This is a genomic window from Azonexus sp. IMCC34842 (genome assembly GCF_050368855.1).
Lineage (GTDB): Bacteria > Pseudomonadota > Gammaproteobacteria > Burkholderiales > Rhodocyclaceae > Azonexus > Azonexus denitrificans_A.
Genome location: NZ_CP178449.1, coordinates 2,049,986 through 2,065,998, shown reverse-complemented (window position 1 = coordinate 2,065,998; position 16,013 = coordinate 2,049,986). Strand labels below are relative to the sequence as shown.

The 16,013-nt window shown below is 58.5% G+C and carries 12 protein-coding genes; all 12 read right to left on the bottom strand.

Annotation, left to right across the window (positions count from 1 at the left end):
- Positions 1 to 22: 22 nt before the first annotated feature.
- The 12 genes from ACLIKD_RS09805 to ACLIKD_RS09750 all read right to left on the bottom strand — a co-directional run bounded on the left by ACLIKD_RS09805 (position 23) and on the right by ACLIKD_RS09750 (position 16,013).
- Positions 23 to 1,210, bottom strand: coding sequence for a TIGR03087 family PEP-CTERM/XrtA system glycosyltransferase (locus ACLIKD_RS09805; RefSeq protein ID WP_428828167.1), 1,188 nt, complete (start codon positions 1,208 to 1,210; stop codon positions 23 to 25).
- Positions 1,207 to 3,132 carry an asparagine synthase (glutamine-hydrolyzing) gene (gene asnB / locus ACLIKD_RS09800; protein ID WP_428828166.1) on the bottom strand — a complete coding sequence of 642 codons (1,926 nt, stop codon included), beginning with the start codon at positions 3,130 to 3,132 and terminating at the stop codon, positions 1,207 to 1,209. The genes ACLIKD_RS09805 and asnB overlap by 4 nt, the downstream gene beginning before the upstream one ends.
- Before the next feature lie 18 nt (positions 3,133 to 3,150).
- A complete protein-coding gene (locus ACLIKD_RS09795) occupies positions 3,151 to 4,386 on the bottom strand; it encodes a TIGR04063 family PEP-CTERM/XrtA system glycosyltransferase (protein ID WP_428828332.1) in 1,236 nt (411 codons plus the stop codon).
- Positions 4,387 to 4,436: 50 nt separating this feature from the next.
- Positions 4,437 to 6,362: an XrtA/PEP-CTERM system amidotransferase gene (locus tag ACLIKD_RS09790; protein WP_428828165.1), complete on the bottom strand. Its 1,926-nt coding sequence runs from the start codon at positions 6,360 to 6,362 to the stop codon at positions 4,437 to 4,439.
- Between the two features lie 11 nt (positions 6,363 to 6,373).
- Complete coding sequence (locus ACLIKD_RS09785; protein ID WP_428828164.1) at positions 6,374 to 7,534, bottom strand: TIGR03088 family PEP-CTERM/XrtA system glycosyltransferase; 1,161 nt, start codon at positions 7,532 to 7,534, stop codon at positions 6,374 to 6,376.
- On the bottom strand, positions 7,534 to 9,063 hold the full coding sequence (gene xrtA, locus ACLIKD_RS09780) for an exosortase A (protein ID WP_428828163.1): 1,530 nt from the start codon (positions 9,061 to 9,063) through the stop codon (positions 7,534 to 7,536). Before xrtA ends, ACLIKD_RS09785 begins: the two co-directional genes overlap by 1 nt.
- Positions 9,064 to 9,309: 246 nt before the next feature.
- Entirely contained in the window at positions 9,310 to 10,344 is a 1,035-nt protein-coding gene (locus ACLIKD_RS09775) for a FemAB family XrtA/PEP-CTERM system-associated protein (protein ID WP_428828162.1), read from the bottom strand.
- Between the two features lie 6 nt (positions 10,345 to 10,350).
- A complete protein-coding gene (locus tag ACLIKD_RS09770) occupies positions 10,351 to 11,190 on the bottom strand; it encodes an XrtA system polysaccharide deacetylase (RefSeq protein WP_226415827.1) in 840 nt (279 codons plus the stop codon).
- Positions 11,191 to 11,204: 14 nt separating this feature from the next.
- Positions 11,205 to 12,371 carry a non-hydrolyzing UDP-N-acetylglucosamine 2-epimerase gene (gene wecB / locus ACLIKD_RS09765; RefSeq protein WP_428828161.1) on the bottom strand — a complete coding sequence of 389 codons (1,167 nt, stop codon included), beginning with the start codon at positions 12,369 to 12,371 and terminating at the stop codon, positions 11,205 to 11,207.
- Positions 12,364 to 13,464, bottom strand: a complete 1,101-nt coding sequence (locus tag ACLIKD_RS09760) for an XrtA/PEP-CTERM system-associated ATPase (RefSeq protein WP_428828160.1) — start codon at positions 13,462 to 13,464, stop codon at positions 12,364 to 12,366. Before ACLIKD_RS09760 ends, wecB begins: the two co-directional genes overlap by 8 nt.
- A 4-nt stretch (positions 13,465 to 13,468) precedes the next feature.
- Entirely contained in the window at positions 13,469 to 15,067 is a 1,599-nt protein-coding gene (locus ACLIKD_RS09755) for a TIGR03016 family PEP-CTERM system-associated outer membrane protein (RefSeq protein WP_428828159.1), read from the bottom strand.
- A complete protein-coding gene (locus tag ACLIKD_RS09750) occupies positions 15,057 to 16,013 on the bottom strand; it encodes an XrtA-associated tyrosine autokinase (protein WP_428828158.1) in 957 nt (318 codons plus the stop codon). The genes ACLIKD_RS09755 and ACLIKD_RS09750 overlap by 11 nt, the downstream gene beginning before the upstream one ends.

The window sequence follows — 16,013 nt, the reverse complement described above, 5'->3', positions numbered from 1 at the left end:
AATTGACATTGTAATTGGCCGGTTAGCGGGCAAGCACCCGTTCGACAATGGTGTCGAGGCGCCGCATGGAAGCCTGCCAGTCGTGATTGGTCAGCATGCGCTCGCGGCCGGCGGTAGAAAATCGTGCTCTTTCGCCGGCATCCTGCATCAGTCGCAGGCAGGCATCGGCATAGGCGGCGGGGCGGTCGCCGACCAGGAAATGGATGCCATCCTCGGCATCGACCCCACCCGCACCGGCCGGGCTGGTTACGACCGGAACCCCCATGGCCATGGCTTCGAGGATCTTGTTCTGGGTGCCCCTGGCAATGTTGAGCGGCGCCACCATTGCCGCCGAACGCAGGATGTAGGGGCGGACGTCGGGAACCGAGCCGGTGACTGTGACGCCAGGCAACTCTGCCAGCTGGCGCACCGCCGGGCTCGGGTCGGCACCGACGATGAGCAGCTTGGCGGTTGGCCGCCGCGCCTGGATCAGCGGGAGCGTGTTGCGGCAGAAGTCGAACATGCACTCCTGATTCGGGTAGTAGTCCATGCGCCCGATGAAGGAGAGCGTATCCGGGTCATAAGCTTCGCCATCGGGCTTGAAGAAGCCGGCGTCGACACCGTTGGGAAACCAGTCGGTGGCCGGGGCTGCGCCGTAGCTTTGCAGCGTGTCCCACTCGGCGCGGGTGGTGGCGGTGCACAGGTCGAATTTTTTGGCCAGTCGCTTTTCTGCCATCTCCATCTTGGTACCTTCGAGACGGTAACCGAGGGACAAGGGGAAGGGCTTGTAGTTGGCATACTCCAGCCATTTCTGCGAATCCATGTCGCCGAAATCGAGAATTTTGGGGATGCCCTGGACATCTTCGACATACTGCGCGACAGAAGAGCAGTGGACGAAGATCAGGTCGAACTTTTCGCTGGCCAGCAGCGCATCAACCCGGCGCTGGAGATCCGGGGAGTAAAAGAAACCCATGGAAGAAGGCGTCAGCATGGGCAGTCGGACCAGCATCCGCAGTGTCTGGATCGGGTTTTTGACCGATGCCATCTCGAAGTGCTTGCAATGACCTGCAATGCCCGTCCCCTCGTTGGCTTCCGCCGCCGATCTGGACAGGGAGCAGACGGTTACTTCATGGCCTTGGCCGGTGAAGTGGCGAATCATGTTGAAAGGCCGGATCTTCCCGCCGCGCTTTGGCGGAAACGGAAAGCGATGGCAGACGTAAAGTATCTTCATGCAAGCATTTCCTGCAATTCGGAGGTGACATCTTCGGTACTGCGGCAGTCAAGATAAACCCGCGCCCAGATTTCGAAGTTCAGGAGGGCAATTAGTGCGTCGGTGTAATCCTGACGGTTGGCACGATGGTCCGCCACCAGTTGCGACACGACGTTGGCATCGAACAAGCCGCGGGCGCGAATGGATTCGGGCGCGAGGATGCGGTCGAGTAGACGCCCCAGCTCGCCCTTGAGCCAGGCGCCCATGGGGGTACCAAAGCCACGTTTCTTGCGGTGCAGGATATCCGGCGGCAACTGGCCGCCCAGGGCCTGCTTCATGGCGGCCTTGAGCACCCCGCCCTTGATCTTGACCGCTTCCGGCATGGTCGCCGCCATTTCGAGAAGTTCGTGGTCGAGAAGGGGAACCCGGCATTCCAGCGAGACCGTCATGCTCATTTTGTCGGTCAGCATCAGCAGATCATCGGGCAGCTGCGAGGCCATGTCTACCGCCAGCATGTGATTGCACGGGTCATCCTGGCGACAGCCGGCAAAGGCATCCACCAGCGGATCCCAGGCTGACGCACTGCCCCCGATCAGCAGGCGGCCGGCGAGGGAGCGATCCATGATCTGCAGATAGGCGCGATAACGCTCCTCGAAGGATAGTTCGGCGGTTGCCAGAAAACCCTTGGCCAGACGGGCGACGTTCAACCATTTGGAGTGCCGATCGGCTGGCAGCATCCGCCCGATGCTTTTGGCGGCGCTCTGCAGCAGCGCGGGGAGACGGGTAAAGCGTTCGGCATAGTGGTTGCCGAGGTAGCGCCGATAGCCGCCAAAGAGTTCATCACCACCGACCCCGGAAAGGATCACCGTTACGTCCTTGCGGGCGAACTCACTGACCAGATAAGTGGTGATGAAGGCGGTGTCGGCGATCGGCTCGTCCATGTGCCAGAGCAATCTTGGCAAGAGCGCCACGACGTCCGGCTTGACGACGATCTCGTGGTGGTCGGTTGCAAACAGCTCGGCGACCCGTCGCGCATAAGGTAGCTCGTTGTAGAAATTGTCCGCGGCCGAGCCGCCAAAACCGATGGCGTAGGTTTTTACCGGCTGGCTGGTGGCACTGGCCATGCAGGCGACCACCGCTGATGAGTCAACGCCACCGGAAAGAAAGGCGCCGATCGGTACGTCCGAAACCATCTGCATGCGCACGGCCCGGTCTATTCCGCGACCGATACGGTCAATCCACTCGCCCTCACTAACCCCTTGTTCGACCCGTTCCGGCAGAGACCAGTAGCGCCGAGTGGTGAATTCACCATGCTCGATACTCATCAAGGTCGCTACCGGTAACTTGGCGATTCCCTCGAACATCGAGCGGGGCGCCGAGACGTAACCCAGGTTAAGATAACTGGCTAGGGCGGTCCGGTCTACCGCGGCGGTAACACCGGGCAAGGCGAGCAGGGCCTTGGCCTCGGTGGCAAAGGCCAGGCGTTTTCCGTCGAGTCGCCAGTAGAGCGGCTTGACCCCGATTCGGTCGCGACCGATGAGGAGGCGCCGACGCCCGGCATCCCACAGGGCGAAGTTGTACATGCCGTTGAGCCGCAAGGCGAAGTCATCGCCCCATGCCTCGTAGGCGTGGAGCAGAACTTCACAATCCGATCCGGAGCGGAACTGGTGACCCGCTGTCTTCAGCTCCTCGCGTAACTCCCGGAAATTGTAGATCTCACCGTTGCAGACCAGCCATATGGTTCCGTCTTCATTGCTCAGTGGCTGATGCCCCCCGGCCAGATCAATGATCGAAAGGCGGCGCATGCCGATGATGCAGTTGCCATCTTGGTGCCAACCCTGATCATCGGGACCGCGATGCCGGGTGATATCCCCCATGCGCTCCATGAGCTCGGGGTCGGCAAGACTGCCGTCGAGGTTGATGATGCCGTAAATTCCGCACATGTCCTGGGCCTTCCGCGATCAGCTAGCGCTGGCGGTATCGACCGCACGACGCCGGGAGAGTGGCAATACGCTCCGATAGACCGACCGGTAGTTGGCCGCACTGCGCGCCCAGGTCCGTTCGCTTTCGACGAAGGCTCGCCCGGCCTGACGCATGCGCTCCCACTGGTCGCGGCCGGCCAACATGCGGCTGATCGCCTCGGCCAATGCGCCGGCATCGCCGGCACGGAAAAGTGCGCCGGTCTCACCGTCGCGAATCAGTTCCCGGTGACCACCGACGTCCGAGGCGACGAGTAGTTTGCCTTGTGCCATGGCTTCCAACGGCTTGAGCGGTGTCACCATGTCCGTCAGGCGCATCGATTTGCGGGGATAACAGAGGAGGTCGATCTGGCCGTAGTAGCGCTGTACTTCCGCATGTGGAACGCGTCCGGTGAATACGACACGGTTGCTCAGCCCAAGCCGCTTGGCCTGCTCACGTAGCGCAGCATCCTGGGGGCCGCCGCCAACCAGCAGGAGCTTGATGTCCGGATGGCTGGGCAGTAATAGACTGGCTGCTTCGAGCAGCAGGTCGAGTCCTTCATAGCCATAGAAAGAGCCTGCGAAACCGAGGACGGTGCAATCGCCAAGACCGAGATCAGCGCGCAAGGCGGGTTCCGCAACCGGCTCGTAGGCGAAGGAATGCACATCGACGGCATTGGGAATGACGGTAACCTTGCCGTCAGCGATCCCGCCGCGGGCCAGGATGTCGGTACGCAAACCCTCGCAGATCGTCGTGATGGCGTCGGCCCGGCGCAGGGCCCAGGTTTCCAGGGAGCGGGAAATCTTGTAACGCAGGCTACCCTCGGCCGTCGTGCCGTGATCGACCGCGGCGTCCTCCCAGGAGGCCCGCATTTCATAGACTACCGGCAGACCCAGTTTGCGCCCGGCGCGAATGGCGGGAATGGCGTTGAGTACCGGCGAATGGGGGTGAAGGATGTCGGGCTGAATCTCCTTTATCAGCGCTTCGATCCGTTCCTGTGTCGCCGACATCTGGCGAAAATAGCCACGGATGCCCGTCATGTCGCGATTGGCATTGGTGCGGTAAAACAGCCAGCCGTCCACTTCTTCCTGCGTGCTTGCGCAGGCTCCCTGTTTGGGCGTCGTCAGATGATGGGTTTCCCAACCCATGTGCCGTTGTTCGGTTAACAGCGCCAGGGAGCGGAATGAATATCCGCTGTGGAGTGGAACTGAATGGTCGAAAATATGCAGTATGCGCAAGTTGTCGGCTTGCTCATGTATTCCGTGCTCGTTCAACTGAACTTCATGTTTCATGTTGCCAGGCCTTGAGGGGCAGGGGATATGTCACCACCAACGTTGCGCAGGAAGGCTTCAAACATCAGCATGGTCCAGATGGAGGCACTGTAGTCACGGCTGCCGTTGTTGTGCGCGTCGACCAGATGTTGAAGGTAGTCGCGATTGAACCAGCCGGTATCGGCCAGGCGGGGGCCGAGCAGCGATTCCTGGACGCGCTGCTTGAGCGGGCCGCGGAACCAGCGGGCAAGCGGTACCGAGAAACCCATTTTCGGGCGGTAGAGCACGTCATTCGGGAGGTAGGGCTCCATCGTCTTTTTAAGCAAGTATTTGGTTTCCTGGCCGCGGATTTTCTGTGAGGAATTCAGCGTCGCCAGCCATTCGATCAATTCGTGGTCCATCAGCGGTTCGCGAACCTCAAGCGAATGGGCCATGCTCGCCCGGTCTACCTTGGTGTTGATGTCACCGATCAGGTAGGTTTTCAGGTCGAGGTACTGGATCAGGGCCAGCGGATCATCGGTGTTGGCCTTTGCCGCATGTCCGCTGAAAACTTCGCTGGCATCATAGCCGCCCAGCGCGGTTTTGAATTTCGGGCTGAACAGTTGATTGCGCATCGGGGCGCGCAAGATCGAAACCGAGTGGAAATAGGCTTCGACCGAGGTTCTGGCCATGCCTTCAAAAGTGGTCTTGGCACGGAAAACGCGCGGCGCCCAGTCGGCTTTCGGGTAGAGCTTGCCGAGCGCCCCGAAGATCGGCCGGCGCAGGCTCAAAGGCAGGGCCGACCGCATTTTTTCTTCCATCAGGTGCATCTTGTAACGACGATAGCCACCGAAGCTTTCGTCGCCACCGTCGCCGGAAAGCGCAACCTTGACATGCTTGCGGGCCAGTTCGCAGACGCGGTAGGTGGGGATGGCCGAGCTGTCGGCATAGGGCTCGTCGTAGAGCTTGGCCAGCGTGTCGATGAGATCGAAGTCGTCGCTCTCGACGACGTCGAGGTGATGATTGGTCTGGTAGCGGTCGGCTACCATCTTGGCGAATTCCGATTCGTTGAAAGCCGGGTCGGAAAAGCCGATGGCGCAGGTGTTGACCGGCGTGTTCGACAGGCCGGCCATCATCGCCACCACTGCGCTGGAATCGACGCCACCGGAAAGGAAGGCGCCGAGCGGCACTTCGGAAATCATCCGGAGGCGGATCGATTCTTCGAGGCGGTGAGTGAGTTCGGCACAGGCATCGGCGTCATTGATCGGGTTGTCGAGCGTAAAGCGGACATCCCAGTATTCGCGAGGCTTGCCGACCGGCTGGCCACGGCGGAGCAGCAGGGTTTGGGCCGGTGGCAGCTTCCTGGCTTGCTTGAAGATGGCGCGCGGTTCGGCAACGTAGCCGAGGGCGAAGTATTCCTCAACAGCGCAGGGATCGATGTCGCGCTTCAGGCCGCCATGGGCGAGCAGGGATTTGAGTTCCGAGCCGAACAGGAAGGTTCCGTCATCGAGCAGGGCGTAGAACAGCGGTTTGACGCCGAGCCGGTCGCGGGCCAGGAACAGGGTTTCGCGGTTGCGGTCCCAGAGGGCGAAGGCGAACATGCCGCGAAAACGCTGGACGCAGCTTTCACCCCAGGCTTCCCAGGCATGCACGATGACTTCGGTGTCGCTCCGGGTATGGAAGGTATGGCCCAGCGCCTGGAGTTCGGGGATGAGTTCTTGATAGTTGTAAATTTCGCCGTTGAAGACGACACAGACACTGTTGTCTTCGTTGTAGAGCGGTTGCTGACCAGTCGACAGGTCGATGATGGAGAGCCGCCGGTGACCGAGTCCGACGCCGGGTTCGATATGCAGGCCACCTTCGTCTGGGCCGCGATGGAACTGTGATTCGTTCATGCGGTTGAGGACCGAACGGTCGATGTCGCGTTTGCCTCGGGTGTCAAAAATGCCGGTAATGCCGCACATAGGGTTTCCTGTCAGTGCTTTGCGTTTGCACCGGTACGGTGCAGGAGTTTGTCATAGGTGCCTTGGTAGGCCGCCACCATGGCTTTCATGCTGAATTTTTCTTCGACCGTCTGACGTCCGGCCCGGCCCATGTCGCGAGCCACATCGGTTTGCGTGGCGAGGCGGACGATTTCCCGGGCCATTGCTTCGGTGTCCGCTGCCGGGATGACTTGCCCTGTCTTGCCGGCGATCACCAGATCGGCGTTGCCACCGACCTCGGTGGCAATCACCGGCAGGCCGGAGGCCATGGCTTCCAGTATGGTGTTCGAGATGCCTTCGGCCAGTGAGGGCAACACAAAACAATCCAGACCACGCATGACCTCCGGGACATCGTTACGCTCGCCGGGTAACCAGGCCAGATCACCAACTCCAGCCGTTTCGAGAAGCTGTCGGCATTCGTTACGCAACGGGCCATCGCCTACCATGACCAGGCGCAGATGCTGCCTTAGCGAGGGGGCAATCTCCAGGGCGCGAATGAAGGCGCGGACCAGCGTCGGTTGATCTTTGACGGTCTGCATGCGGCCTACTGTGCCGACCAGCCAATGCTCCGGGCGGGAGAACGGGCAGCCGACGGCCGTCTGATCGGCCGGGCCGGAGTGAAAGCGGATGGAGTCGACACCGTTGTAGACCTGAAGCACTTTGGATTTTGGGACGCGAATTATACCGATGAGATACTCGGCGAGGTCGCGTGAGAGTGCGAGGTAATAACTCACGAATGGACGGTAAAAGCGTCTTACACGTTGATAGGTGATATTGCTGCCATCGAGATCCCCGACGTCGCGACCGTGTTCGCCGTGAATGCGTACCGGAATACCTGCCGCCCAAGCCGGTAGCTGGACTTCAAGGGCTGCCAGATTGCGGCTATGAACGATGGCCGGGCGTAGTTGGCGAAAAATCCTGAACAGTTTGGGGAACAGCCAGATACCGTGGCCAGGAGCCTTGTTCAGCGAAATGAACTGGACATCGTCGCGCAGGATGCGGTTTTTGAAGTCGGTCACTTCGGTGAGGGCAATTACCGCGTGGCGATAGCGATCTGCCGGCATATGGTTGATCAGGTTGACCACACCATTTTCCAGACCGCCCGTATCGAAACGGTACATGACGTGGGCGACGAGGGGGCGTTGGTCGTCCATCAGCGCATTTCGCGGGTGTTGGCCAGCAACTGGTTGACTGGTGCAATGACTTGAGCGGTGAAGGCCGGCAGGGTTTCGGCTGCTAATTTGGCCGGGGCATAGAGCATGATCACCGCCGAATCGTCGCCTTGGCCACGCAGGCGGGAAAGCGCTGTGTAGAGCTTGGCTTCGACGTCCGAGGTGGTCAGCTTTCCGTTGATCCAGTACCAATGCCAGACGACAAGCCGAGTTTCCGGGGTACTGTCTTTGCCGAGCAACTCGGTTGAGCGCAGGCTATTCGGCAGGCCTTCGATATTTGGTGTGCTCCGGCCGTGAGCCACAACTGACCATATGTGATCGGTGCTTTGGGCAAGCGAGTTGGTGGATGTGACCAGTTTGCGTCCGTAGTCCTGGTTTCGGTAATACCCGATATATAGACCAACGGCTTTGTTGTCTTTAGTAAAGGTGCTCTGCAGTTCGCTCGATGGGTTGGTATAGGCGGGTTTCCAGGTGGCGAAGCTGGCAGTTTCTGTCCAGCCTTCCGGTGGTGCCAGCCGTGCGAGAGCCGGGGGGCGGGTTTGATCGGCATTGTCGATGGCAATGAAACCGAGCGGGCCGGCGGTAGCAAGGAGGGCGATGCCTATGGTGGCTAGCCAGGCTTTGACGCTGGGAATGGGGCGGTTCCGGGGGGGCATTGTCGTGACATCGATCGGCTCGGGCGACTCACTCCAGCGCGCACCGATCATGAACATGATCATGATGACGACACCAAAGAAGACCCAGCCGTAGATCAGGTGATCGACACCGGCTGCCAGTTTGTTGCCGGATAGATGGCCTAGCATCACGATCATGTAGGCGCGCAGCCAGTTGGCAACGACCGGGACGATGATCGAGATGGCAATAAAAATCAGCCGCCGACGCAGCGAAACGTAGTTCAGGTAAGCGAACAGGGCGCCAACGGTTACCGAGGCGATGATGTAGCGGATCCCGCTGCAGGCTTCGACGACCGACCAGTTGCCGGACGGGATGACGAACTGCAGGCCTTCCTGATAGACCGGGACGCCGCTGGTACGCAGGGCAAATACGGTAAAGGCGGCAGTCCACTCCATCAGTTTCGGAAGCATGAAGTCGCCGAAGGGAATTGAAAAGAACAGAAAGGCCAGCGGGAAGGCTATCCGTTTGCTAACCGCGATGCCAAGCAGCGCCATGGTGGCGAGTACCAGCGTCGCTACCAGTGCGAACTGGGTGAGGGCATTGACGGCGGTCAGTTCGCCGAGCAGCCAGAGAAAAGTCGTAAAGGCGACGGGAATGGTCAGCAGCAACGAGGCGCGTGGTGCTTCGGCGAGCAACTCGGCACGCTGGCGCCAGATCAGCCAGATGGTAATCGGTAGGACGAGGAAGGCGTGGGCATAGGTTTCGGAGCGTGCCCAGATGCGGACCATCGCACTGGCAGTGTCCCAATACCAGAAAAAAATCCAGCCGATCAGTATCAGCAGCAGCGGGATGGCTTGTCGCCAAGCGTGTGTGTTGGATTGGCTGGCCGGGGTCATGTGTTTTGTCCTGCCGAGGGTTGGGCAATATGGCGGTCAATGGCGTACATGCATGCCTTTTCGTTGTGCCGCGCATTGTGTAGGCCCGCGGCTGCCTGGCACCATGGCGCAGACAATTGCCGGGTTGGCGATTGCTGGTGGTATTGCCCGGATCTGTTGCGTTGCATCATGGCTATCGTCGGATTCATCGATAAAGGTGCAGAGAAAGATGCGGTGGACGAGATAGCGGAGGTTGACCAACGCGCCTCAACCCAGGTTGCGAACGATGTGCGGCCCGAGCCAGTTGGCGAGTCCGATCGGCATACGCCGCCAGGCTTCGATGAACAGCTTGTATTTGGCGTTGTTGGGGTTGTTCTGGGGGATGCCGTCACGCTTGTAGAGGCAGTATTCGTAATGCAGCGGCTGCGGCTCGAAGCCCCAGTTTTTCTTGAAGGCATAAGGCCCGGTGCCGGTCTTGCTGCGGCCATAATCGAAGAGCTTGATACCGCGCTCGCAGGAGCGGCGCATCAGTTCCCAATACTTGAAGTCGTTGGCGGCCAAATGACGGGCGCTTTCATCGTCGCCGGCGTAGTAGGGCAGCACTTCATCGCGGAAATAGAAGGAGAGCACGCTGCTCAGCAATTGGCCGTCGGGCGCGGTGACGGTCAGCACTTCGCAATCGTCGCCGAAAACCCGGAGAAGGGTGTCGAAATAACGCTTGGGCATGGCCGGCGTGCCGTGGCGGTGTACGTTGTCGGCAAAGAGCTTGAAAAATCGGTCTGCGTTGCGATCTACCGTACTGACCAGATCATTCTTGATGCCTTTGCGGACCATGGCGCGCTGCTTGCGCGGAATGGCCAGCATGTTGGCTTCGACGTCAGGCAGGATTTCCTTGCGGAAAGTGACGTATAGATCCTGCGTTGGCCAGTCGGCATGGCGTGGCGTGACATTGCGAAATTCGAGGTGTTCGACATCCAGTGTTTTGGCCAGCCGTTGCGCTTCATCCTCCAGTGCCTGAGCGGCATCCTGATTGTTCGCGGCAATCCCGCCGTATACGGCAAAGGGCATGGCAATCAGCGCATTGCCAAAGAGCAGGCTTTTGACGTGAGCCATGGGCAGCACGCCCTGGATCTCGCCGGCTTGTTCGGCATAAAGGAAATAGGTCGGGTGGCGAAATACGTCGCGCAAGATGCCTTGCCAGGCAGATCGGTGAAAGAAGCTGGCTTCCGGGCAGGCAAAGACAAATTCGTCCCAGCGTCTTACATTCCCTTCGTCAGAAGGGGCCAACTGCTTGATGATCATGGTGTTTCAGGCCTCGGCTAGAAAGAGTTCGTCCATTCGGCCCCAGGAGAAGTCGGCTAGCAGACGATTGAGGCGATGCTCCATGCGATGGATATTGACGTAGTGACGAAAGCGGGTTTTGGCACCAATGCCCGGAATACGAGGTTGTCCGGCGTCGATTTCCCATGGGTGGAAATAAAAGACCGCCGAGAGTTTGTCTACCGTGTTGACGCGCTGAATCATCCAGCGTGACAGGCCATAAGGCATCAGTCGGAAATATCCGCCGCCGCTGGCCGGCCAGTTGCGGTTGAAAAAACGCAAGGTGGTGGCAGGAATCTCAAGCAGCTCGCCTACCTTGTGCGCATGGCGCGGGGCATTGGGCATTCCATAATGGTCATGCTTGATCGGATAGATGCTGGAACTGTAGTGATAGCCGGCGCGTTCCAAACACTCGAAGGCCCAGAGATTCTTTTCACCGATGGAGAAGCTTGGGGCGCGGTAGCCTTTCACTTCATGTCCGGCAAGATCTTCAAGGATCAGCTTGGCAACCTGAATGTCAGAGAAAAATCCTTCGGGCGTCTGGTCGCTGGCTCGTTCGTGTCCGTAGCCGTGGCTGGCGATTTCATGGCCACCGGCAACGATCCGCCTGACCAGTTCCGGGTAGCGCTCGGCTATCCAACCCAGCGTGAAGAAGGTGGCCTTGGTATTGTGCTCATCCAGCATGGCCAGGATGCAGTCGACATTACGTTCGACGCGGCATTCGCGAATGGGCCATTCGCTACGCGGGATATGTGGTGCGAATGCCGAAACCTGGAAGTAGTCTTCGACGTCGATGGTTAGTGCGTTGATGGTGGGTTGAGCGGTCATGGGCGCGAGATGATTCAGTTGGCCGGACCGGAGGGGCGGGCGAGAAGCCAGCTGGCCAAGTCAGCGGCGATGCGCTCGGCGGTGTGACCGTCCCATAGCTCCGGAACCCGACCGCTCTTGCCGCGACCAGCCAGCGTTTCCGCCGCATGGTGGCGAATGGCATCGATGTCCCGGCCAACCATGGTGTTAGTGCCTTGGGCGACGGTGATCGGGCGCTCGGTATTCTCGCGCATGGTAAGACAAGGGACGCCCAGCGCCGTGGTTTCTTCCTGCAGGCCGCCCGAGTCGGTCAATACGATCCGCGCCCCGGCCATCAGGCCGAGCATTTCAAGATAACCCTGCGGCGGCAGCATGATCATGCGCGGCGTATCGATCAAATGCGCCAGCCCGAAGCGCTCGATATTGCCCTTGGTGCGCGGATGGAGGGCAAAAACCAGCGGAATCGAATTGGAAATTTCCCGCAAGACGCCGAGAAGGGAGGCGAGAACGTCGGCATGGTCGACGTTGGAGGGGCGATGCATGGTGACCACGCCATAACCGTCCTGACCGGAAATCAGCGAAGGATCACCGTTTACCGCGCGGATACTGTCAACCGGCGATCGGGCAAATTCGCGGTTGCAGAGCAGCGAGTCGATCATCACATTGCCGACAAAACGCACGCGCTCGGCAGCGATCCCTTCGCGGGCCAGATTGTCGGCGGCACTGCGTTCCGTGGTGTAAAGCAGATCGGCGATCTGGTCGGTGAGGACACGATTGATTTCTTCGGGCATGGCGCGATCGTAACTGCGCAGCCCGGCTTCGATGTGTACGACGGGGATACCTTTCTTGACTGCGACCAGGGTGCAGGCAAGGGTCGAGTTGACATCCCCGACAACGAGAACGCAGGACGGCTTTTTCTCATCGAGCACCGGTTCGAAGCGCCGCATTACTTCGGCGGTCTGCACGGCATGCGAGCCGGAGCCGACTTCCAGGTTGATGTCGGGGTGCGGCAGACGCAAATCCTCGAACAGTTTATCGTTCATGTCCCGGTCGTAATGCTGCCCGGTATGCAGGAGCAAGGTCGGAATAGCTGGCTGATGTGCGGCAAAGGCACGCAGGATGGGGGCCATCTTCATGAAATTCGGGCGGGCACCGACCACGCAGATGACCGGGCCGAGGTTGCTGGGCCAGAGTTTAGGCATTGGGTTTTTCGTTTTCCACGGCAGGCTGGGCGAATTGGCCGCCATTGCTGACCAGTTGCTGAAGAAGGCTCAGTGTCGTGCTGTTGATCTTTTCAAGTTGGAGCAGACTTCGTTCCAGGCGTCCCAGCCTTTCGCCGAACTGCTGGACATTGAGGCTGGCGAGCAGGGCGGCGGGGTCACTGGAGGGGCCGCCATTAGTACCGGTATCAATGGCGTTTGACTGGCAATAGGGGGAAGGAACTGCCGGAGACAGTCCGGCGCCGACCTGTGTGGTGCTCCCCATCGTTTCTTCGTGGATTTCGCGAGCGACTTCTTCGACATCGGGCTCGTCGAATTCCGTTTTTCCGCTCAGGTAACCGAACAGCATCAGACGGTCGCAAACCGAATTGATTCGTCGCGGTATGCCGCTGCTGGCCTTGAATATGGCCTCAAACGCCGCCGAGCTGATGGTTGGAATACCGGTCGAACCAGCGCATTTCAGCCGGTGTTCGATATAGGCGCGGGTCTCTTCGACATCGAGCGGTCCGATATGGCAGGCGGCGATGACGCGTTGCCGAAATTGCATCATGTGCGGGCTTTGCAAGATCTGCCGGAATTCGGGTTGGCCGATCAGGAAGCTTTGCAGCAGGGCATGGTTGCCGAACTGAAAATTTGACAGCATGCGTAGCTCTTCAACGGCCCGCGCGGTAAGGTTCTGCGCCTCGTCGACTATGAGCAGGCAACGCTTGCCCTTACCGGTCGCGCTGATCAGGAATGCTTCCAACGACATCAACACGTCAGCTTTGGAAACATCCTTGGTACGTAGCCCGAACGCGGCACCGACCAGCCGCAAGGTGTCATCAGCATCGAGCTGCGTGCTGACCAAATGCGCAGCAACAACTTTTTCCTGATCAAGACTGTCAAGCATGCCGCGGACGATAGTCGTCTTGCCTGCACCGACTTCGCCGGTTATGACAATAAACCCCTCATTCTGATGCATGCCATATTCCAGATAGGCGGCAGCACGACGATGCTGTTTGCTTCCGAAATAAAAGGAGGGGTCCGGATTCAGCTGGAAGGGCTTGTTGGTCAAGCCATAGAATGCTTCGTACATGCGCTCAATAAGTGAAGGAAACCGTTCCGACGAGAGCGTTTTCCGTGTAAGGGGTGGCAGTGCTGTCAAATTCCGAGCGGCGAGCGCTCATGGAGCCAGTGGTTTTTGCGCCCAACTTGGTCGAAACATTGACCTGATAAGTAGTCGACGTGGTTTTGGTCGTGGCGGCTCCATTGCCGGTGCTTTCCTGCCGTGATGCAAGAAGATTCAGGCTGGAGAGTTCGCTCAGACGGTGTGAGAAATTCAGGCTAAGGCCTTGCTGGCGAATGCTTGAGTTCTTGTTGAAGTCATCGTTCAGTGCATTGGATGCCAGAACAGACTGGCTTTCGTTCCTGTTAACCAACAACGTGATGGAGTTGCGCGCCCCAAACAGGGCGAGCGCCAATTGCTGACTCCTTTGTATGGTCGCGCGTGAAGTCAGGAACCCGCCGGTAACTTGTGTGTTGGGTTGAATTCCACGAGCAATGAAAATGTTCATTACACAGTTGTCAATTTGTGACTGGCTCGGTGTCCCTGGCAATTGTTGAGTACATAGCTGGGAGAACAGTGGATAGAAAAAGTCATAGGCCGTACCCAATCCACTTGTGGCAAATTGATTTGGCAGTACCGAAACATCTCGCGTGTCGGTAAAGCTGATACTGCTCATCGGAAAGCGGTGACTGAGGCGAATGTTGTGGCCATCACCGAAGAAGCGTTTTTCCTTGAACACAGAAATCTGAGTCCGTTCGGTCGGGTTCCAGTCGAAGCCATAACCATGTGTATTGGTGCTTTCCTGATCAACCGAAGCATAGTTGTTGGACTCTCTCCCCGCACTCAAGTTGACGCGAAATTGCGGTAGAACGCTGTAGGAAAAAAGTCCTCTGAGCATTTCCGCTTCGCTTTTCCCCCCTTTGCTGTATTCCGTGGTCTGCTGATTACCATCAATAGTCCAGTTCAGGTTCCGAAAAGGTGTGCCGCCTTTCAATTGACCAATCCACTGCGAGAGATCAATATCATTCGCATTGGCTGCGTCTGACTGTGTTGTGGACCGGTTGTGGCGTAGCGAATAGTCAACAGTTCCCCCGAACTGCCCACGGATGTAGGGAGAGAGGCGGTAGCTGGCAGTTTCTGTGCTGTTGCTATTGATGGTGCCACTGCTTGGCGACTGGGCTCCAAATGCCGAAATGGCTTGCTGGGCGATAATGCCGCTGAAGTCGAGAAACAGCCAGTTGTCTATAGCTTCGAGCGTACCGAAGGTGTTCAGGGAATTCTGTGTCCGGCTGTAATCGGTCTGGGTATAAAACTGACCAAGCAGCGAATAGTCAAAATAACCTTTGAAGCGTGCTGTCCTGGCCTCGATGCGAACGCCTGGGGCTAATTCGGTGATCAGGTCACTTTGTTTGCCGTTTCCCGTCCGATTGACATTGACGTTGTCGGTCAGTGTCTCGGTCAGAGTAACCCGCGGCTTGATGGTCCAAGCACGTTCGCCTGTTGTAGGAGGTTGATCGACGAAAGGGGCTGATGAACTCGTTCCAGCCATATCTTGTTGTGCAATAGCCGTCGCGCTAAGGCATAGCAGCAGTGCACCGGAAAGGGCATAGGTTATCGGAAACTCAGTTTTCATGTCCGTATCCGTAGCCGTACCCGTAGCCGTAGCCATCGGTGGATGCCTGTCTGGCTTGATTGAGTAGCATCATTTTCACCGGGCATGCCTCAATTGCAGCGATTGCCTGCTTGACGGCAGCCTGCGCGGTGCTTTCGGCGTTAACGACAATGATAATTTGACCCATATGGGTAGCCAGGGCGCGTGATTCCGTGGTTAGCAGCAGTGGTGGTGAGTCGAAAATAATGATCCGGTCGTTGTAGCGGCTCGACATGTCATCGAGCAGTCGTACCATTGCATCACTGGCAAGCAATTCGGTGGCGCGTGGATGCTGATTTCCGCTGGGCAGGATGGATAGCTTTTCGATATTGGTCCGTAACAGTACCCCGGAAATATCGACGGAGTTTTTGCTCACCACATCAAGCAGGCCTGGTGCCGGCGGCAAGCCGAGCATGTTGAGTACAGATGGCCGTGAAACGTCGGCATCAACCAGCATCACGGTGTTGTCAAGCTCCATGGCGATGCTGATGGCTAGATTGATGGCCGTAAAGCTTTTTCCTTCGCCTGGTAATGCGCTGGTTACCATAATCAGGTTGCCATTTTCGATGGGCGTGCTTCCTTTGCCCATCGCATTGGCGATCAATGGCCGCTTGATGACACGATACTCGTCGGCCAACTGGCTGCGCGATGCTTGGGGAACCAATAGGCCGGATGCAGAAATGGACTCAAGATTCAACTCAACCCGCTTGCTGGGAGGCAAGGAGGCTTTGTTGGGAGCTGGTTTGGCCGTCGGCGCAGCAGGTTCTGCATGCTGTGTTTTGGGGATATCTACGGAGTAAGGATCGGGCACGTTCGCGGCAGCCTTAGCTTTGGCTGGAGGCGATAAGGCTGTTTGCTCTTCCGGTAGTTCGACACCGGCCTGGCGAAGTTGCTCGAGGCGCTTGGCTGCTTGTTCAATCAGGCTCAT